Below are 16,886 nucleotides of genomic sequence, written 5' to 3' on the forward strand. Positions count from 1 at the left end.
TCCATGAGCACGACCGACACGTCCGGTACGACGGACACCTCCGGTACGACGGAGCAGCAGGAGAGCCTCGGTGAGGCCGGGGCCCAGTTGTCCACCGCCCCCATCGACGACCGCGCCGAGACGACCGTCGTCGGCGGCCCCACTCTCGGTGTCATCGGCTGGATCCGCTGGTTCTGGCGGCAGCTGACCTCCATGAGGGTCGCGCTGATCCTGCTCTTCATGCTCTCCCTCGGCGCCGTCCCCGGCTCCCTCGTCCCGCAGACCAGCGTGGACGAGCTGAAGGCGCAGGCCTTCAAGGACGCCCACAAGACGCTGACGCCGCTGTACGAGAAGCTCCAGTTCTTCGACGTCTACAGCTCCGTGTGGTTCTCCGCGATCTACATACTGCTGTTCGTCTCCCTCATCGGCTGCATCGTGCCCCGCAGCTGGCAGTTCGTCGGCCAGCTCCGCAGCCGCCCGCCGGGCGCCCCCAAGCGCCTCGACCGGCTCCCCGCGTACACCACGTGGCGCACCGGGGCCGAGCCCGAGCAGGTCCGTGCGGCCGCGCTCACCCTCCTCAAGGGGCACCGCTTCCGCGCCCATACGGCCGGGAACGCGATCGCGGCCGAGAAGGGCTACCTGCGCGAGGCCGGCAACCTGGCCTTCCACGTCGCCCTGATCGTCATGCTCGTCGCCTTCGCCTGGGGCCAGCTCTTCAAGTCCGAGGGCGGCAAGCTGGTCGTCGAGGGCGACGGCTTCTCCAACACGCTCACCCAGTACGACGACTTCAAGTCCGGTTCCCAGTTCGGCATCGACGAGCTGGAGCCGTTCAGCTTCCGGCTCGACGCCTTCGACGGCACGTACGAGAAGAGCGGCCCCCAGCGCGGCACGCCCCGCACCTTCGAGGCGAAGGTGTCCTACACGCAGGGCGGCACGGACAAGAAGGCCGTCATCCGGGTCAACGAACCGCTCAAGGTGGGCGACTCCAAGGTCTATCTGATCGCCCACGGCTACGCGCCCGTCGTCACCGTCAAGGACGGCCGCGGCAAGGTCGTCTTCCACGGTGCCGTGCCGCTGCTCCCCATCGACAACAACATCACGTCCACCGGCGCCATCAAGGTCATGGACGGGTACCGCGACAAGAAGGGCGACAAGGACCAGCTGGGCTTCAGCGCCCTCTTCGTGCCGACCTTCGCGGGCGAGGGCAAGGGCACGATGTTCTCGCAGTTCCCGGGGCTCGACTACCCGGTCCTCGCGCTCACGGGCTACCGGGGCAGTCTGGGCGTGGACTCCGGTCTGCCGCAGAACGTGTACCAGCTCGACACCTCCAAGATGACCCAGTTCAAGATCGAGAAGGGGACCGGGTTCGCCGAGCGGCTGCTGCCCGGCGAGACCATGACGCTGCCCGACGGCGCCGGCTCGATCACCTTCGAGAAGGGCGTCAAGGAGTGGGCGAGCTTCCAGATCTCGCAGCAGCCCGGCAACGGGCTCGCCCTCGCCGGCGCGATCGCCGCGATCGCCGGTCTGACCGGTTCGCTCTTCATCCAGCGGCGCCGCGTCTGGGTCCGGGCCGTGCGCGGTGAGGACGGCGTGACCGTCGTCGAGATGGCGGGCCTGGGCCGCAGCGAGTCCGCGAAGCTGCCGGAGGAGCTGGGCGACCTCGCGGTCGCGCTCACCGCGGACGCGCCGCCGGCGCCGGACGCCGTACCCGAGGACGTCCGCGACGACGTGCCGCCCGGAGCCGAGAGGCAAGCCGTACCCGACGCCGATCCGGAAGACGTACCGGAACCCGCGGAAGAACCCGCAGAAGACCCCGCCCCTTCTGGAGAGGCCGACAAGTGATCCTCGCCGCCACGACCAACGAGAGCCTGGCGCGGATGAGCGACCTGCTCATCTACTCCTCGATGGCCGTCTACACCCTGGCCTTCTTCGCCCACATCGCCGAGTGGGTGCTGGGCAGCCGGAGCAAGGTCGGCCGTACCGCCGCCGCGCTCACCTCCCAGGCCTCGGCCGCCACCTCCGCCGTGACCGTCCAGGTCAAGCAGGCGGCCGGTGGCACGGCCGTCCTGGAGAAGCCGAAGGTCGTCACCCGTTCCGCGGCCGGCACCCGTGACGTCCCGGACGGCCCCGGTGCCGCCGGCGGCACCGTCAAGGGCGATCTGTACGGCCGTATCGCGGTCTCGCTCACCGTCCTCGCCTTCCTGGTCGAGGCGTCGGGCGTGGTCACCCGGGCGCTGTCCGTGCAGCGGGCCCCCTGGGGCAACATGTACGAGTTCTCCACCACCTTCTCGACGGTGGCGGTCGGCGCGTACCTCGGCTTCCTCGTCGCCAAGAAGAACGTGCGCTGGCTCGGCCTGCCGCTGGTCACCACGGTCCTGCTCGACCTCGGCATGGCGACCACCTGGCTGAAGACCCCCAGTGACCAGCTGGTCCCCGCGCTCGACTCGTACTGGCTGTGGATCCACGTCTCCACCGCGATCTTCTGCGGCGCGGTCTTCTACCTGGGCGCCACCGCCACCCTGCTGTACCTCTTCCGCGACTCGTACGAGAACAAGCTGGCCAGTGGCGGGAACCCCGGCGCCTTCGCCCGCTCCGTCATGGAGCGGCTGCCCTCGGCGGCCTCGCTGGACAAGTTCTCGTACCGGGTCAACGCGGCGGTCTTCCCGCTCTGGACCTTCACGATCATCGCGGGCGCGATCTGGGCCGGCGACGCGTGGGGCCGTTACTGGGGCTGGGACGCCAAGGAGGTCTGGTCCTTCATCACCTGGGTCGGCTACGCCGCGTACCTGCACGCGCGTGCGACGGCCGGATGGAAGGGGCGGAAGGCCGCGTACATCGCGCTCATCGCCTTCGCCTGCTTCCTGTTCAACTACTACGGCGTGAACATCTTTGTGAACAGCAAGCACTCGTACGCGGGCGTCTGATCCGGCACCGGGGCGTCTGAGCTGGCATCGTGCCTGCCCCTGGGCGACGCTTGAGGTATGAGCGAGATACCCCGGGGCAGGTGCGAGACCCACGACGGGGAAGCGCAGCTGCTGCGGTTCGCCGTCGAGCTGTCCCATCCGCCGTCCGAGGTCTGGGAGGCTGTCGCCACCCCCGGGGGCCTGGAGGGCTGGCTCTGCGCGGCGGACCCGCTGGAACCCCGGCTCGGCGGCCGGGTCACCCTCCGCTGGCAGAACGGGGACACGGTGGTGTCGGGGCGGGTGACCGCCTGGGACCCCGAGTACGTGGTCGAGTACACGGTCGATCCGACGCACGGACGCATCCGGTTCCATCTGGAACCGGGGGCGTCCGGGGGCGGCGGGTCGACCGTGCTGCGTTTCACGAACGAACTGCGGGCGGACCGGGAGTACCGGCTGGACTGCCTGGCGGGGTGGCACGATCACTTCGAGCGGCTCGCCGCCGCGCTGGACGGGCGCCCGTCCGACTGGGCCGCCTGGTCGCCCGAGCGGTGGCAGCACCTGCGTGACCTCTACGAGCGGGATGAGGCACCCTGGCCGAAGTGGGTGCCGTAGGCGTCGTCACCCCCGCTTCGGGGGCAGGCAGGACGTGGACGGCGGTGTGCCCTCCGGCCAGGCGATCTGGACGAAGCGCTGGGTGCCGTCCTGGGCCAGTTCCACGATCGGGACCGCCTTGTTGTACGGGTTCCCGTAGTTGTCCAGGCAGATCCAGCCGCTCGCGCCCTGCACCCGCAGTGAGCCCTTGACCTGCGGCCACTGGGTGACGACGTCCGCGAGTTCCGGGTACTGGGAGCCCTGCGGGGTGGCCTGGCGGATCGCGTGCACCGCCGTCGCCATCGCGTCGTACGCGACGATCGCCTGGCCGTCCGCGAGCGGCACCGGCTCCTTCGAGGCGCGGGCGATGTCCGTCACGAAGGTCGAGTAGGCCACCACCGAACCGCCCGTCGCCGGGACCTTCCGCCCCGCCGCCGGCTTCCACGCGTCGGGGTGGGCGAGCGCCGCGTACCGCACGGTCAGCTTCGCCTTCAGGGCGTTCCGGTCGAGCTGCTCGTCCGCGCCCAGGTACGAGCCCTCGTCGCCGGTCAGGATCGTGAAGGCGCGGTCGAGGCAGCCGCGCGAGCCGAGTGCGTTGATGAACTGGCGCAGCTGGGTGTGGCGGCCCGCGAAGAAGACCGTCTCGGCGCGGGTGTCGCAGATCAGATGGGTGATCTGGCGGAAGGTGTTGGAGGTGGTGCCCTCGTCGGTGGGGTCGGCGGGCGAGGTGAAGAGCTGTGGCTCGTAGGGCGCGCCCTTGAGGGACGCGGCGAAGGCGGACTTGAGGGTGTCGGTGTAGTGGTCGCCGCTGCGGGTGTCCTGGACGAGGAGGGCCTTGGCGGCGTCGACGCGGCCGAAGTTCGCGAGGGCCTTGGCCTCGTCGTTGTTGGTGGGGGAGACGCGGGCGAGGCCGGGGTAGCGGTTGTGTCCGGGGCCCGGGCCGTTGGCGATGTCGTCGGCGGTGATGGTGGTGCCGACGACGGCGATCCCGGCGCCGGTGAGGGCGGTCACCGACTCGCGTACCTCCGTGGAGGAGGTGGCGACGCCGGAGACGGCCCGCAGCCGGTCGGGGGCGCCGGTCATGGCGATCAGCCGGTCGACGGTGCCGCGCCAGTGGGCGTTGCCCTTGCCGGTGTTGGCGAGGACGAGGCGGATCTTCGGGGTCTCGCTGTTGGACTCGTGGTTGGCCCGGTACTGGTAGGCGTACGCGCCCTGGACCTCGTGCAGCACCTTGACCCGCATGCCGCTGTCGGTGGAGGTCAGCGGCAGGAGGACGGCGACGGTGGCGTACTCGCCGGGCTTGAGGGCGGCGTTCTCGGCGCCGATGGCCCGGGCGACCTCGGCGAGTTCGGGTACGCCGAAGGCGTGGCCGTCGCCGTTGACGCCGACGCATTCGCCGCTGCCCTCCGGTCTTTCGACGCCCGCGGCGCAGGAACGGTCCTCCGGGGTGTTGAGCCGGGCGACGGCGTATCCGCCCAGGCCGAGGACGACGGCGGCGGTGACGACGGACGTGACGAGCTTCTGGCGGGGGGTGCGGACGCGGCGCCGCAGCCGGTCGAGCGGTCGGCCGATGCGCGGGGCGGTCGGGCGGTCGGGCATGGCGTCAGACTCCGTCCTCGCGGCCCGGCGGCAGCGACGGCTCCCGCCAGGCACGGATGTCGCGCGGCCAGTGGGTGGCCGCGTCCCAGAGCGAACCGCTGCCCGTCAGATGACGGCCGGAGAGCCGGCGCAGTTCGTGCGCGAGGCGGTCGGCCACCTCGTCGTCGGGCAGCGCGAGCGGATCGGTCAGCAGCCATACGGCGTGCAGCAGTCGCCGTACGGACAGGTGGAGTTCGGTGGTGTCGTGGTCGAGTCCGGGAGGGAGGTCGTCGGCCGTTGCGCCTCTCGCTCCGCCCGGCGGCCGTCGGCCGAGGGCGATCGCCCGGCGCGGGTCCGGCCCGGTCCGGCCGTGCTCGCGGGGGTACGGGGCGGAGCCGATGAACCGCAGCCGCCTCAGCCAGCCGAGGACGTCCTGCTCCGGGAAGGTGAGCCGCAGCTGGGTGACGGCCTCCTCGGTGCGGCCGAGCGCCAGGTCGTGATGGAGGCGGTACGGGCCGGGCTCGGGGCCGTAGTGCCGGTGCAGCGTCTCGTGGACGGCGTGCCAGGCCGCGTACCGGGGATGGTCGCCGTCCTCGAAGCGGAGGCGGTGCAGGAGCAGGGCGCGCAGGAGCGGGTCGGCGACGAAGTGGCCCGAGCCCGGTTCGGAGGCGGCCCAGTCCTCGGAGCGCAGCCGGTCGCGGACGCGCAGCGCCACGTCCCCGTCCAGGGACTCGCCCTGGAGCCGGGCGTGGGCGAGCATCCGGGCGGACTCCTCGTCGTGGGCGGCGGCGAGCACGGCGTACGGGCCGGGCCGCCGCACCGGGAGGAGCTCGGCGAGGAGGGTGGGGGCGACGGGCACCGGCGGGGTGTCCTCGCGGAGTTCCACGGTCAGGTCGAGCAGCCCGCCCGGGGTGAGGCCTGCCCGCAGATGCTCCGGTGCCTCTCCTGCGGCCCGGCCGAGGAGGGCGACGCCGAGGGGGCGGCCACCGGTCAACCGGTGGACGGCGCGCGCGAGTTCGGTGGTTGTCCGGCCTGCCGGGTCGTGGTGGTCGAAGGCGGAGCGGGTCTGGGCGGGGGAGAGCGGTGTGAGCTCCACCGCGAGGATGCCGGAGCCGACGCGGGTGTCGCGCGGGCTCGGCGCCCGGTGCGCTGTCTCCGGCAGCCGGGTCCTGGTGGCGTTGCGCAGTCCCTCGTGCTCGCGGACCCGGGAGGTGGCGAGGACGACGACCCGGTCGCGGCGCCCCTCGGAGCGGGCGCGCAGGACCGGTTCGACGAGCTGCCGGCCGAGCGGTTCGTGGGCGTTGTCGAGGAGGACCAGCGGGCGGCCGATCCGGCCGCCGCGCCGGATCCCCACGTACGGATGGAGGAGGTCCTCGGTCAGCGCGCCGACGAGGAAGCCCTCGGCCTCGGCGCGGCGCCGGCCGCCCTGCTCGAAGTCGATCGCGAGCTGCTGGAGCCCCGCCTTGCCGCGTCCGCCGGCGTTGCGATAGGTGCCGTACCAGCTTTCCGAGGTGCGCTGGAGGCGGCCGAACACCTCCTCCAGGACGGTCTCCACGGTCGCCTCGGCCAGCAGCCCGGCGAGCGGGACGGTGGCCTCGGCGAACGTGGCGGCCAGCTTGGCGAGCACCTTGCCGACCCAGTGGGTGGCCGCGCCCCTGGTCGGGTCGACGGTCGCGAGCAGCGGCCCGAGCCGCTGGAGGTCGCGGCGGGCCCGCTCGTCGTCCTCCTGCGACCAGCCGAGCGAGGCGACCGCGACGAGTCCGAGCGAGACCCGCGGGAACTTCACCGGCCGGGCGCCGAGCACCTTCGGCGACAGCTGTACGGCGAGCTCGGCGAGCGCCCCGGTGAGCGGGGTCCAGCCGGGGCCGTGGTCGGCGGGCGGCTCGATGTGCGCGCAGTCGAGGAGGGCCAGCGGCGTGTACCCCCTGTACCGGTTGCGGACCTCCTTGAGCAGGGCGGTCTTCCCCGTGCCGCGCCCGCCGGTGAAGACGGTGACCGGCGGATCGTCACCGTGCTCGAACGGCACCCGCGAGGCGCCGTGCTTCGTGAGGCCGCTGAGGCGCGCGACCAGTCCGGCATCGTGCAAGGCCGCCTCGCGGCCGTACAGCTCCCTGTCCACGAACCGTCACCCCCGTCACAGTCAACTCAAGGATATCGACGGTGTGTTGGGAAAGCGGTCGGCTTTTCGAGTCTGTTCCGCACCTGTTGTCAGTCTGTGGCGATCGCGTCGAGCTGGGCCCGCAGGTAGCCGTGCGACTCGATGCCGTGGATCGTCGTCCCGGGCGTGCACTCGTAGAAGTACACGAGCGACATCAGCTCCTCCGTGGGGACGTCGGCCGGTGGCGGCAGCACCCGGTGGCGCCCCGAACGCCACCGCCCGCCGGTCCAACCCGCCATCAGGTCACCGATGTTGACGGTGAACGCCGTCGGGTCGAAGGGGGCGTCCTGCCAGCCCCCGGCGTCGGTGAAGACCTGCAGGCCGCCTTTGCCGGCCTCCCGGTCCAGGACGGTGACCGTGCCGAAGTCCGTGTGCGGGCCGATCCGGAACTGGCCCGGCTCCGGCTCGCCCGTCCGCTCCCGCCCCGGATACCAGTTGATGTTGAAGCCGAAGGTGGGGTGTCCGGTGTGCCGGGTGAAGAAGTCCCGCTCCTCGCCGAGCGCCACGCCGAGCAGGTCCAGGACCCGGTCCGAGAGCGTCTTCATCTGCGCCAGATACGTCTCCACCAGCGGCTTCAGCTCGGGCACCTCGGCCGGCCAGGTGTTCGGCAGGAACCATTCGGCGTCCACGGTCGGGTCGCCGGTCGGCTCGTCCGCCGCGAAGGACAGCGACTCCTTCAGATCGGGCGGCGTCGCCGTACCCTCCGCGTACCCGTTGGCCTCCGCGCCCGGCCCGAGCCAGCCCCGGCCGCCGACCCGCACGGCGTACGGCTCCTTCACGGCGGGCGGGAGGTGGAAGAAGCGGCGGGCCGCCGACCGGATCTCGGCCCGGATTCCCGGGGCGACACCGTGCCCGGTCACCAGCAGGAAGCCGGCCTCGCGCAGGGCGCGGTCGACGGCGGGGAGCTGCGGGGCCGCGTCGCGGGCCAGGTCGATCGTGGGGAGGCTCGCCCCGCGCGACCCCTCCGCGCTCGTCCCTTCACTCATCGCCGATGTCCTCGTTCCACAGGGCCGGCTGTTCGGCGATGAACTTCCTCATCAGCGCGGTGCATTCGGGATCGTCGAGCACGAGGACCTCGACCCCGTGCTCCGCCAGCCAGTCGTGCCCGCCGTGGAAGGTCTCCGCCTCCCCGACGACCACCCGCGAGATCCCGAACTGCCGGACGAGACCCGAGCAGTACCAGCAGGGCGAGAGGGTCGTCACCATCGTCGTACCCCGGTACGAGCGCTGCCGGCCGGCGGCCCGGAAGGCGGCGGTCTCCGCGTGCGTCGACGGGTCCCCGTCCTGCACGCGCCGGTTGCGGCCGCGCCCGAGCAGCGCGCCGTCCGCCCCGTACAGCGCGGCCCCGATGGGGATCCCGCCCTCTTCCCGTCCGTCCCGGGCCTCGGCGAGGGCGGTGGCGAGCCACCGGTGGGCTTGTTCCTGGTCCATGCGGGGAGCCTTCCCCGCCGGGCCCGGGGTGTCACACCTGCTGGTGGCCCTCGTCCGTCGGCAGCGGATCGGCGACGAAGGTCCCCTTGCCGTGAACGGTCAGGATCAGACCGCGTTCGCGCAGGACGCGGGCGGCGCGGCGGACCGTGAGGTAGGCGACCCCGTACTCCTCGGCCAGGTCGCGTTCGGCGGGCAGACGAGCACCCGGGGGCAGCTCTCCCGCCGAGATGCGAGCCGCGATGTGGTCGGCCACCGCGACGTAAATCAGCTGGGGGCCCTGCGGGTTGAACTCGGGGATCTCGACGTGGTCGTTCACACGACCAACGTAGGCATCGAAGACCTGTGCTAACCAGTGTTGAGCTATGCAGAGCTATACATGCCCTCATAGGGTCGTCAGACACGAAGACCCCGGCGAGGTGGCTAGACCTCCCGGGGCATGGCCACCAACTACCAACGGAGTTGATGACGTGCGGAACCCTATCGCGCGCGTACTGGGCCGGGCCTGGATCCCGCTCCTCCTCTGGCTGCTCATGCTCACCCTGCCGCCCACCGGCCGGCACCGGCCCCGGCCGGTCGCCCACCGCTCACCCCGGCCCCGGCGCGCCGTGGCCCCCGCGCCGCGCCATCGCGTCCCGACCCGGCGATCCCCGTACGCCAGGGAGCAGGCGCTGCTCCTCGACGGTGCTCGGTCGCCCCTGGAACGGCCCTACCTCGCGGCGGCCTCGGCGCGGGCCGAGCAGCGACGGCGGCGGCGGGCGTTGTGGTTCGCGACGGTGGGTGTCGACGTCGACCAGCGGAACATCCACGCCGGGTGTGTCCGATGAGCCGCTGCGGGGCGCGGAGGTCCGTGTTCGCCGTCGCGGAGGTGGTGCGGGCGGTGTGGGGCGGTTCGGTCTGCGTGCTCACGGTGGGGCACGACGGCCACCACCGCGACCGGGCCGGTGACGGCTGGTGGGTGACGCCGGAGATCGCCGACGCCGTGAGTCTGTCGCTGCTGACCCATGCGCTCAGGGCTGTGCCCGAGCCGCCGGAGTTCACCTCGCCGCGCTGCGTCGTCGGCCGCCACGACCGCTGCCGGGACCACGTGCCCCGTGACAGCGGCGTACAGGGGGTCCGCCATCTCGTGTGCGCGTGCCCTTGCCATCAGGTGCCGCCCACCCTGCCCTGACGCCTCGGGCGAGCAGAGTCCCCGTCCGCTTCCCTTCCGGGGGCGCGGTCGCCTCAGCCGTCACGTCCGTGGACCCGGCCTGCCGGGTCCACGGACCTCCGGCCGGCAGGCCGGGCCGGTCGTTCCACCGGCTACCGTTCTCGTATGTCCATGGTTCCGCCCGAGGTGACGGCCTTCGTCGCCGCGGCGTCCCGGCTGTCCGAACAGACGCTGGACGCGATCCGGCAGGCCACCGCCGCAGCGGTGGCATCCGGCACGTACGACGATTCGGCCGTGCCCAAGCTCTCCGCCTCAGAGTTCAGCGCACTGAACAAGCAGGTCCGTGACGCCTTCGCCCCGCGGGCCGAGGAGCTCCGCGCCGGACGCCCGGGCGGGCTGCGGTCCGCCATCTCCCGGGTGACCCGGACCGCACAGGCGATCTGGAAGCGTGACCGGCTGACCACCGATCAGTACACCTCTCTCACCGGGATGTTCACGGCCTGCGGCGTCCCGTCGCCGCCCGGTGGTCCTGGATCCGGCGTCAGCTCGTCCTGACCCCGGACGGCACCTGCGCGACGAACGGTGCGAAGGAGCCGATGACGAGGAAGGACGCGACGACCGCCCCGGTGGACAGGCTGAGGAGAACCGCGGGGTCGCGTGGTCCCCGCCGGTCGGCGAGGTGGCCGAGCGGCACTCCGGCCAGGGAGCCGACGGCCCATGCGAGCGTCGGACCGAGCCCGACCCGGGTCGGCGCCAGGCGGACGATGGGGGTGAAGTCCAGCGCCGAGCAGGTGTAGTGCGGGTGCAGGCCGTCCCCGACGGAGTTGCTCAGCTGGGCGGTGGCGAGTGTCCTGCCGCCTCCGCGCCAGGTGTCCCAAGGCTCTGGCCCATTCGTGCGTCGGAGGAACGGACCACTTCGCCGCCGATCGGCTGAGGCCCGGGGCCGCACCGGCCGGGTGCGCGGGGGACGGGCGGCGGGTGGCCTTAGCGTGCGGGTGCTCCGCCGTCGCGCGGGGCGCTTCCGTCGTTCTACCGAGAGGTCCTCCATGCGTGCCCTGCTGACCGTCCTCGCCACCGGTGCCCTCGTCCTCGGCGCCGCCGGTGCCGCGAGTGCCGACGTGTACGTCGAATACGAGCCGGAGACCTCGCACACCATCGTGTTCGGCGACTGGCTCCAGTTCGCCCACGACGACGTCTTCAACGCCGGCCACGACAACACCGTCGGCTCGGACAACTGACATCCACCGATCGCTCCGCCGCCCCCGGGAGGCGGAGCGATCGGCTGTGCCGATCGGGGGTATCGGGAGCCTCCCCCACTGGCCCGTGGACCGCTCCGGGCCCGCTTCGTAGCGTCGTTCCCATGAGAAACGAAACGCGGGGAACCGTCGAACTCACCCTCGCCATGGTGCTCTCCGGCACCCTCGGCGTCTTCGTCGTCGAGTCCGGGGCCTCACCCTTCGAGGTGGTGTTCTTCCGGTGCCTGTTCGGGGCCGTCGCGCTCGGGGCGTACAGCCTGGCGCGGGGGTTCTTCACCGGACACGGGTTCACCGGGCGGAAGCTGGGACTGGCGGCGCTCGGCGGGGTGTTCATCGTCTTCAACTGGGTGTTCCTCTTCGAGGCGTACGAGGCCACCTCGATCTCGCTGGCCACCGTCGTCTACCACACCCAGCCCTTCTTCCTGGTGCTGCTCGGGGCGGTCTTCCTGCGGGAGCGGATCTCCGCGGGGAAGCTCGGATGGCTCGCGCTGGCCTTCGCCGGACTCGTCCTCGTGTCCGGGGTACGGCCCGGGGAGACGGCGTCCCTCAAGGGGCTGGGGTTCGCGCTCGCCGCCGCCGTGCTCTACGCCCTCGCGACCTTCGTGACCAAGCGGATCGCCGGCGTACGGCCGCATCTGATCGCCCTCGTGCAGGTCGTGACCGGTCTGCCGCTGCTGCTGCCGTTCGCCGACTTCGGGGCGGTGGGCGGGCCCGGCACCGGCTGGCTGTGGCTCGTGGGGCTCGGGATCATCCACACCGGGCTGATGTACGTGCTGATGTACGCCGCCTACGCCAAGCTGCCCACCGCCAAGATCGCGGTCCTGGCCTTCACCTACCCGGCGGTCGCGATGGGCGTCGACTGGGCGGTGTACGGGCACCACATCGGGCTCGTCCAGGCGCTCGGTGTCCCGCTGATCGTCCTCGCGAGCCTCAAGGTCACCCTGTCGGGCTCTGCTCCCGCACGAGTCGTCGCGCCTGCTCCACGAACAGCCGGACATGAGCGGGAAGCCGCTTCCCCCGCCGCCACGCGAGCTGTGTGAACAGGGTGAACGGGGCCTCCCAGTCCAGCGCGACGAGCGTCCCGGACGTCAGCTCCGCCGCGACGGCCACCCGGGGAAGCAGCGCCACCCCGAGGCCCGCGGCCACCCCCCGCTTGGTCGCCTCGATCGTGCCGAACTCCATGAACGGCGGCGCCCACTCCCGCAGCTCCGCCTCGAAGAGGTCGCGGTACGGACAGCCCGGCTCGGTGCCCACCAGCTGCGCCCCGGCCAGATCCGCGGCGGTCAGCCCCGTACGCCCCACCAGGGGATGTCCGGGACCCGCCACCAGGACCAGCGGCTCGGGCGCGAGCACCTCCGACTCCAGGCCCTCGTGCTCCGTGTCCGGTTCCATCAGGAAACCGACGTCGTACGTGCCCTGCCGCAGCGCCTGCCGGGTCTCGTCGCCGAGCGTGGGCCGCAGCGTCAGCCGCACCGCCGGGTAGCGGTGGTGGAAGTACTCCAGGAGCGGCGGCAGCCGGTAGGAGGTGAGGGACTCCATCGTGCCGACGGCGATCGTGCCCGTGGGGTCCGCCGTGGCCGCCACCGCCGTACGGGCCTCCTCCGCCAGCTCCGCCATTCCCCGGGCGTACGGCAGCAGCCGCTCGCCGGCCTCGGTGAGGCGGATGCGGCTGCCGAGGCGCTCGAAGAGTTCCACGCCGAGCGAGGACTCCAGGGACCGGATCTGGCCGGTGACGCTGGACTGCGCGTAACCGAGTTCGGCGGCGGCCCGGGTGAAGGAGAGGACGGTGGCGACCTTCTCGAAGGTGGCCAGGAGCCGGAGCTCCATCAGCTCTCGGTGTCCTCGCCGCGCTCGCGCTTCTTCGGGTCCTCGTCCGCACGCGGATCGGGGGCGGGGTCGTCCTCCCGCTTCTCGTCCCTCAGGGACTTCAGGAACTCGGGGTTGTCGTCGGGGGCGACCCAGCCGCCCGTTCCCGCTCCGCGCCCGGTCCGTGGGCTCCGTTCCTTGCCCGCCACGATCCAGCCGATCGCCCCGACCACCGAGAACAGCAGGACGACGATGGCCCAGACCGGCTTCGGAAGGTGCTTGACCTCTTCTTCCGGGGTGTTCAGGCAGTCGATGAAGGCATAGATCATCAGCGCCAGCGGGACGATGAACAGCAGCGCCCTGAGCATGTGGGACAGCCCCCTGGAAGCAGTGATGGGGCTCGTTTCGACCGCCCCGGTGACAGGCCCAGCGTAGCCCGTGGCGGATACTGGCCCCTATGGCTTACGACGATCTCCGCTCGCTGCTCAGGGCCCTCGAGCGCGAAGGCGACCTCAAGCGCATCAAGGCCGAAGTCGACCCGTACCTGGAGGTCGGGGAGATCGTCGACCGGGTGAACAAGGCGGGGGGTCCGGCGCTTCTCTTCGAGAAGGTCAAGGGCTCCTCGATGCCGCTCGCGATGAACGTCTTCGGGACCGACCGCCGGCTCCTCAAGGCCCTCGGCCTGAAGTCGTACGGCGAGATCAGCGAGAAGATCGGCGGGCTGCTCAAGCCCGAGCTTCCGCACGGTTTCGTCGGTGTCCGCGAGGCCTTCGGCAAGCTCGGCTCCATGGTCCACGTGCCGCCGAAGAAGGTGAAGTCGGACTCCGCGCCCGTGCAGGAGGTCGTGCTCACCGGGGACGACGTCGATCTCGATCTTCTTCCCGCGCTCTTCACCTGGCCCAAGGACGGCGGCTCCTTCTTCAATCTGGGCCTCACGCACACGAAGCATCCGGAGACCGGCGTCCGGAACCTCGGCCTCTACCGGCTCCAGCGGCACGACAAGCGCACCATCGGCATGCACTGGCAGATCCACAAGGACAGCCGCAACCACTACGCCGTCGCGGCGGCGAAGGGCGAGCGGCTGCCGGTCGCCATCGCCTTCGGCTGCCCGCCGGCCGTCACGTACGCCTCCACCGCCCCGCTGCCCGGTGACATCGACGAGTACCTGTTCGCCGGCTTCGTGCAGGGCAAGCGGATCGAGATGGTCGACTGCAAGACCGTTCCGCTCCAGGTCCCGGCACATGCCGAGGTCGTCGTCGAGGGCTGGCTGGAGCCGGGCGAGATGCTGCCGGAGGGGCCCTTCGGCGACCACACCGGCTTCTACACGCCGCAGGAGCCCTTCCCCGCGCTGAAGATCGACTGCATCACGATGCGGAAGCGTCCGCTGCTGCAGTCGATCGTCGTCGGCCGGCCGCCGACCGAGGACGGTCCGCTGGGCCGTGCGACGGAGCGTTTCTTCCTGCCGCTCCTCAAGATCATCGTGCCGGACATCGTCGACTACCACCTGCCGGAGTCGGGCGGCTTCCACAACTGCGCGATCGTCTCGATCGACAAGAAGTACCCGAAGCACGCGCAGAAGGTCATGCACGCCATCTGGGGCGCGCACATGATGTCGCTGACCAAGCTGATCATCGTGGTCGACAAGGACTGCGACGTCCACGACCTGCACGAGGTGTCCTGGCGGGCCCTCGGCAACACCGACTACTCCCGTGACCTCACGGTCGTCGAGGGGCCGGTCGACCACCTCGACCACGCCTCCTACCAGCAGTTCTGGGGCGGCAAGGCGGGCATCGACGCCACGAAGAAGCTGCCCGAGGAGGGCTACACCCGGGACGGCGGCTGGCCGGACATGGTCGAGTCGGACCCGGCGACGGCGGCCCTCGTGGACCGCCGCTGGAAGGAGTACGGGCTGTGACCACGGCCGCGGGGCTCCGCATCGGGGACGACCTGGCCTGGGTCGAGCTGGCGCCCGACCAGGAGGGGCCGGACCTGTGGCGGGTGACGGCCGACTGGGACAGCGCCTTCACGGCCGACTTCGACGCCCATCTCCGGGCCGAGGAGGTCGCCGCCTTCGCGGACGCGCTGCTGGCCGGGGTCGACAGCGGGGGTTCGTTCCGCCTGGAGGTGACGGCGAGCAGGAGCAACCCGCTGCTCCTCCAGTCGATCCTGGCGGGCGACGGCCTCGCCTTCCTCGTGCGGCTCACGCCCAAGGGGCACGACACGGCTGTGCACCTCGACCTGGAGCTCGACCCGATGGACCGGGCCGAGCTGCGCGGTCGAATCGAAGAGTTCCGGAGGTCCCTCGTATGACATCGGCCGCCGAAGGCGTCCTCGGCCAGGGGCCCGCGCCCGACTCCGACGGGAAGGTGAAGTCCTTCCTGCGCCTCGTGATGATCGAGCACTCGGTGTTCGCGCTGCCCTTCGCCTACACCGCCGCGCTCACCGCGATGTACCAGGTCGACAAGAACATCCACTGGTGGACGCTCTTCCTCGTCACCGTCTGCATGGTGGGTCTGCGGACCTTCGCCATGGCCTGCAACCGGATCATCGACCGCGAGATCGACGCGCGCAATCCGCGGACGGCCAACCGCGAGCTGGTGACCGGTGCCGTGTCGGTGCGGTCGGCGTGGACCGGGGCCGGGATCGCCGTCTTCGTCTTCCTCGGCGCCGCCGCCCTGCTCAACCCGCTCTGTCTGGCCCTCGCGCCGCTCGCCGTCATCCCGATGGTCGTCTATCCGTACGGCAAGCGGTTCACCAACTTCCCGCACGCCATCCTGGGCCTCGCCCAGGCCATCGGACCCATCGGGGCCTGGCTCGCGGTGACCGGCGCATGGTCCTGGGACGCGGTCATCCTGGGCCTCGCGGTGGGCGTCTGGATCGGCGGCTTCGACCTGATCTTCGCCTGCCAGGACGTGCAGGCGGACCGGGCGCACGGTGTCCTGTCCGTACCGGCGCGCTTCGGGATCCCGGCGGCCCTCTGGGGGGCACGCGCCTCCGCGGTCGTCACCACGGGACTGCTCGTCTGGTACGCCCTCGCCACCGGCGCCGGTGTCTTCTTCTGGGCCGGCCTCGTGATCGTGGTGGCCGCGTTCTGCTACGAGCACTCGATCGTGAAGCCGCACGACCTGTCGCGCCTGAACCGCGCGTTCTTCACGGTGAACGGTTTCATCGGCATGGCGCTGTTCGTGTGCGCCCTCCTCGACCTGCTGGTCCGCGGACTCACTCCGTAACACCCGCCCCGGGGGCGAAGTGGTCGAGGAGCGCGTCGAGTCCCGCGGCCATGACCTCCGGGCCGCCGCGCCGGGCGAGCGTCGGGGCGGCGGCGCGCAGAGACGGCAGCTCGCGCGCCGGCATGCGGTGCAGCCCGAGACGGAAGGCCGGATCGGGCTCGTCGGGGTTGTCGACCATGGCCCGCAGGTCTCCGAGGATGCAGCCCAGGATCCAGCCGCTGACGGCCCGGAAGGCCGTCACCGTGGCCTCCTCGTCGAGACCCGCCCGGTTCAGGAGCGCCAGGACGCGTTCGTGGTCCCTCAGGACGGCGAGCGGACGGCGCGCGAGCGGGACCGCCAGCATGCGGGTGGCCAGGAGCGGGGCCACATGGGGGTGACCGAGAGCGACCCGGTAGGTCGCGGCGGCGATGCGGTGGAGCTCGTCCCGCCATTCGGGTGACTCCTCGGAGGCGGCCAGCTCCTCCTCCAGCTCGGCGTAGAGCGCCTCCACCAGTCCGTCGAGCAGCGCGTCCTTCCCGGCGGCGTACCGGTACAGCGCCATGGCCTCGACCCCGAGCTCCGCGCCGGTGCGGCGCATGCTCAGCGCGGAGAGCCCTTCGCGGTCGACCAGCCCCAGGGCGGCGGTGAGCACGAGCTCGCGGCTCAGGCGGCCGTAGCGCCCGTGGTCACCCGCGCGCCGGCCGGGTGCCCGGCGCTCCGCCGGGGGCCCTGCGGTGGGGTCCTTCTCGATCGCCATCTGCCCGCCTTGACCGTGGGACATCTAGGGATAAAGTGTACATATACGTCGTAAACGTATGGTGCATCGTC

Annotated in this window: 20 protein-coding genes; 11 read left to right on the plus strand and 9 right to left on the minus strand. The window is 71.6% G+C overall.

The window, feature by feature from the left end:
* Positions 1-3 precede the first annotated feature (3 nt).
* The 3 genes from resB to IF00_RS0132575 are packed head-to-tail and all read left to right on the plus strand — an operon-like array spanning position 4 to position 3,494.
* Entirely contained in the window at positions 4-1,821 is a 1,818-nt protein-coding gene (resB, locus tag IF00_RS0132565; RefSeq protein ID WP_037639551.1) for a cytochrome c biogenesis protein ResB, read from the plus strand.
* Positions 1,818-2,903 (plus strand): c-type cytochrome biogenesis protein CcsB, encoded by a 1,086-nt coding sequence (ccsB, locus tag IF00_RS0132570; protein WP_030324333.1) that lies wholly within the window; start codon positions 1,818-1,820, stop codon positions 2,901-2,903. Before resB ends, ccsB begins: the two co-directional genes overlap by 4 nt.
* Before the next feature lie 57 nt (positions 2,904-2,960).
* On the plus strand, positions 2,961-3,494 hold the full coding sequence (locus IF00_RS0132575) for an SRPBCC domain-containing protein (RefSeq protein WP_030324334.1): 534 nt from the start codon (positions 2,961-2,963) through the stop codon (positions 3,492-3,494).
* A gap of 6 nt (positions 3,495-3,500) precedes the next feature.
* Here the strand turns inward: IF00_RS0132575 and IF00_RS0132580 are convergent, their stop codons facing one another.
* The 5 genes from IF00_RS0132580 to IF00_RS0132600 form a co-directional block, all read right to left on the minus strand.
* Positions 3,501-5,072, minus strand: coding sequence for a type 1 periplasmic-binding domain-containing protein (locus tag IF00_RS0132580; protein WP_051820728.1), 1,572 nt, complete (start codon positions 5,070-5,072; stop codon positions 3,501-3,503).
* 4 nt (positions 5,073-5,076) lie between these two features.
* The gene (locus IF00_RS0132585) at positions 5,077-7,170 is read right to left on the minus strand and encodes a hypothetical protein (protein ID WP_030324336.1); all 2,094 of its coding nucleotides are present in this window, start codon (positions 7,168-7,170) and stop codon (positions 5,077-5,079) included.
* Positions 7,171-7,259: 89 nt separating this feature from the next.
* A complete protein-coding gene (locus IF00_RS0132590; RefSeq protein WP_030324338.1) occupies positions 7,260-8,195 on the minus strand; it encodes an isopenicillin N synthase family dioxygenase in 936 nt (311 codons plus the stop codon).
* Positions 8,188-8,640 (minus strand): nucleoside deaminase, encoded by a 453-nt coding sequence (locus IF00_RS0132595; RefSeq protein WP_030324339.1) that lies wholly within the window; start codon positions 8,638-8,640, stop codon positions 8,188-8,190. The genes IF00_RS0132590 and IF00_RS0132595 overlap by 8 nt, the downstream gene beginning before the upstream one ends.
* Positions 8,641-8,671: 31 nt before the next feature.
* Complete coding sequence (locus IF00_RS0132600) at positions 8,672-8,956, minus strand: GntR family transcriptional regulator (RefSeq protein WP_030324340.1); 285 nt, start codon at positions 8,954-8,956, stop codon at positions 8,672-8,674.
* A gap of 151 nt (positions 8,957-9,107) precedes the next feature.
* Between IF00_RS0132600 and IF00_RS0132605 the strand changes: the two genes are divergently transcribed.
* The 3 genes from IF00_RS0132605 (at position 9,108) to IF00_RS0132615 (ending at position 10,342) form a co-directional block, all read left to right on the plus strand.
* Entirely contained in the window at positions 9,108-9,464 is a 357-nt protein-coding gene (locus IF00_RS0132605; RefSeq protein WP_037639554.1) for a hypothetical protein, read from the plus strand.
* A 23-nt stretch (positions 9,465-9,487) separates the two neighbouring features.
* Complete coding sequence (locus IF00_RS0132610) at positions 9,488-9,808, plus strand: hypothetical protein (protein ID WP_245234695.1); 321 nt, start codon at positions 9,488-9,490, stop codon at positions 9,806-9,808.
* A 144-nt stretch (positions 9,809-9,952) separates the two neighbouring features.
* Positions 9,953-10,342 carry a hypothetical protein gene (locus IF00_RS0132615; protein WP_030324344.1) on the plus strand — a complete coding sequence of 130 codons (390 nt, stop codon included), beginning with the start codon at positions 9,953-9,955 and terminating at the stop codon, positions 10,340-10,342.
* Here IF00_RS0132615 and IF00_RS47870 read toward each other — a convergent pair.
* Positions 10,329-10,481 (minus strand): hypothetical protein, encoded by a 153-nt coding sequence (locus IF00_RS47870; protein ID WP_342451060.1) that lies wholly within the window; start codon positions 10,479-10,481, stop codon positions 10,329-10,331. The two genes, IF00_RS0132615 and IF00_RS47870, sit on opposite strands and share 14 nt — an antisense overlap.
* A gap of 352 nt (positions 10,482-10,833) precedes the next feature.
* On the opposite strand from IF00_RS47870, the gene IF00_RS0132625 reads away from it, so the two are divergent.
* Together IF00_RS0132625 and IF00_RS0132630 are read left to right on the plus strand one after the other, a co-directional pair.
* On the plus strand, positions 10,834-11,025 hold the full coding sequence (locus IF00_RS0132625) for a hypothetical protein (RefSeq protein ID WP_030324347.1): 192 nt from the start codon (positions 10,834-10,836) through the stop codon (positions 11,023-11,025).
* A gap of 122 nt (positions 11,026-11,147) precedes the next feature.
* Positions 11,148-12,083 carry a DMT family transporter gene (locus IF00_RS0132630; RefSeq protein WP_030324349.1) on the plus strand — a complete coding sequence of 312 codons (936 nt, stop codon included), beginning with the start codon at positions 11,148-11,150 and terminating at the stop codon, positions 12,081-12,083.
* Here the strand turns inward: IF00_RS0132630 and IF00_RS0132635 are convergent.
* On the minus strand, positions 11,980-12,870 hold the full coding sequence (locus IF00_RS0132635) for a LysR family transcriptional regulator (protein WP_030324351.1): 891 nt from the start codon (positions 12,868-12,870) through the stop codon (positions 11,980-11,982). The genes IF00_RS0132630 and IF00_RS0132635 overlap by 104 nt on opposite strands.
* Entirely contained in the window at positions 12,870-13,217 is a 348-nt protein-coding gene (locus IF00_RS0132640) for a PLD nuclease N-terminal domain-containing protein (protein ID WP_030324353.1), read from the minus strand. The genes IF00_RS0132635 and IF00_RS0132640 overlap by 1 nt, the downstream gene beginning before the upstream one ends.
* 89 nt (positions 13,218-13,306) lie before the next feature.
* Here IF00_RS0132640 and IF00_RS0132645 point away from each other — a divergent pair, with 89 nt between their 5' ends.
* The 3 genes from IF00_RS0132645 to mqnP are packed head-to-tail and all read left to right on the plus strand — an operon-like array spanning position 13,307 to position 16,079.
* Positions 13,307-14,764 carry a menaquinone biosynthesis decarboxylase gene (locus IF00_RS0132645; protein WP_030324354.1) on the plus strand — a complete coding sequence of 486 codons (1,458 nt, stop codon included), beginning with the start codon at positions 13,307-13,309 and terminating at the stop codon, positions 14,762-14,764.
* Complete coding sequence (locus IF00_RS0132650) at positions 14,761-15,159, plus strand: hypothetical protein (RefSeq protein WP_030324356.1); 399 nt, start codon at positions 14,761-14,763, stop codon at positions 15,157-15,159. The genes IF00_RS0132645 and IF00_RS0132650 overlap by 4 nt, the downstream gene beginning before the upstream one ends.
* Positions 15,156-16,079, plus strand: coding sequence for a menaquinone biosynthesis prenyltransferase MqnP (gene mqnP, locus IF00_RS0132655; RefSeq protein ID WP_030324358.1), 924 nt, complete (start codon positions 15,156-15,158; stop codon positions 16,077-16,079). Before IF00_RS0132650 ends, mqnP begins: the two co-directional genes overlap by 4 nt.
* On the opposite strand, the gene IF00_RS0132660 is transcribed toward mqnP, so the two are convergent.
* Positions 16,069-16,815, minus strand: coding sequence for a TetR/AcrR family transcriptional regulator (locus IF00_RS0132660; protein WP_037639558.1), 747 nt, complete (start codon positions 16,813-16,815; stop codon positions 16,069-16,071). The genes mqnP and IF00_RS0132660 overlap by 11 nt on opposite strands.
* Positions 16,816-16,886 lie beyond the last annotated feature (71 nt).

The sequence above is a fragment of the Streptomyces flavochromogenes genome (genome assembly GCF_000717595.1).
In the GTDB taxonomy this organism is placed as follows: Bacteria; Actinomycetota; Actinomycetes; order Streptomycetales; family Streptomycetaceae; genus Streptomyces; species Streptomyces flavochromogenes.

What these genes read in the sequence shown, in the direction of transcription:
- IF00_RS0132595 (WP_030324339.1), bottom strand. Translation starts at nt 8,640, where the DNA reads ATGGACCAGGAACAAGCCCACCGGTGGCTCGCCACCGCCCTCGCCGAG.
- IF00_RS0132615 (WP_030324344.1), top strand. Translation starts at nt 9,953, where the DNA reads ATGTCCATGGTTCCGCCCGAGGTGACGGCCTTCGTCGCCGCGGCGTCC.
- IF00_RS0132660 (WP_037639558.1), bottom strand. Translation starts at nt 16,815, where the DNA reads ATGGCGATCGAGAAGGACCCCACCGCAGGGCCCCCGGCGGAGCGCCGG.
- IF00_RS0132645 (WP_030324354.1), top strand. Translation starts at nt 13,307, where the DNA reads ATGGCTTACGACGATCTCCGCTCGCTGCTCAGGGCCCTCGAGCGCGAA.
- IF00_RS0132590 (WP_030324338.1), bottom strand. Translation starts at nt 8,195, where the DNA reads ATGAGTGAAGGGACGAGCGCGGAGGGGTCGCGCGGGGCGAGCCTCCCC.
- IF00_RS0132625 (WP_030324347.1), top strand. Translation starts at nt 10,834, where the DNA reads ATGCGTGCCCTGCTGACCGTCCTCGCCACCGGTGCCCTCGTCCTCGGC.
- IF00_RS0132640 (WP_030324353.1), bottom strand. Translation starts at nt 13,217, where the DNA reads ATGCTCAGGGCGCTGCTGTTCATCGTCCCGCTGGCGCTGATGATCTAT.
- mqnP (WP_030324358.1), top strand. Translation starts at nt 15,156, where the DNA reads ATGACATCGGCCGCCGAAGGCGTCCTCGGCCAGGGGCCCGCGCCCGAC.
- IF00_RS0132630 (WP_030324349.1), top strand. Translation starts at nt 11,148, where the DNA reads ATGAGAAACGAAACGCGGGGAACCGTCGAACTCACCCTCGCCATGGTG.
- IF00_RS0132580 (WP_051820728.1), bottom strand. Translation starts at nt 5,072, where the DNA reads ATGCCCGACCGCCCGACCGCCCCGCGCATCGGCCGACCGCTCGACCGG.
- resB (WP_037639551.1), top strand. Translation starts at nt 4, where the DNA reads ATGAGCACGACCGACACGTCCGGTACGACGGACACCTCCGGTACGACG.
- IF00_RS0132575 (WP_030324334.1), top strand. Translation starts at nt 2,961, where the DNA reads ATGAGCGAGATACCCCGGGGCAGGTGCGAGACCCACGACGGGGAAGCG.
- IF00_RS0132635 (WP_030324351.1), bottom strand. Translation starts at nt 12,870, where the DNA reads ATGGAGCTCCGGCTCCTGGCCACCTTCGAGAAGGTCGCCACCGTCCTC.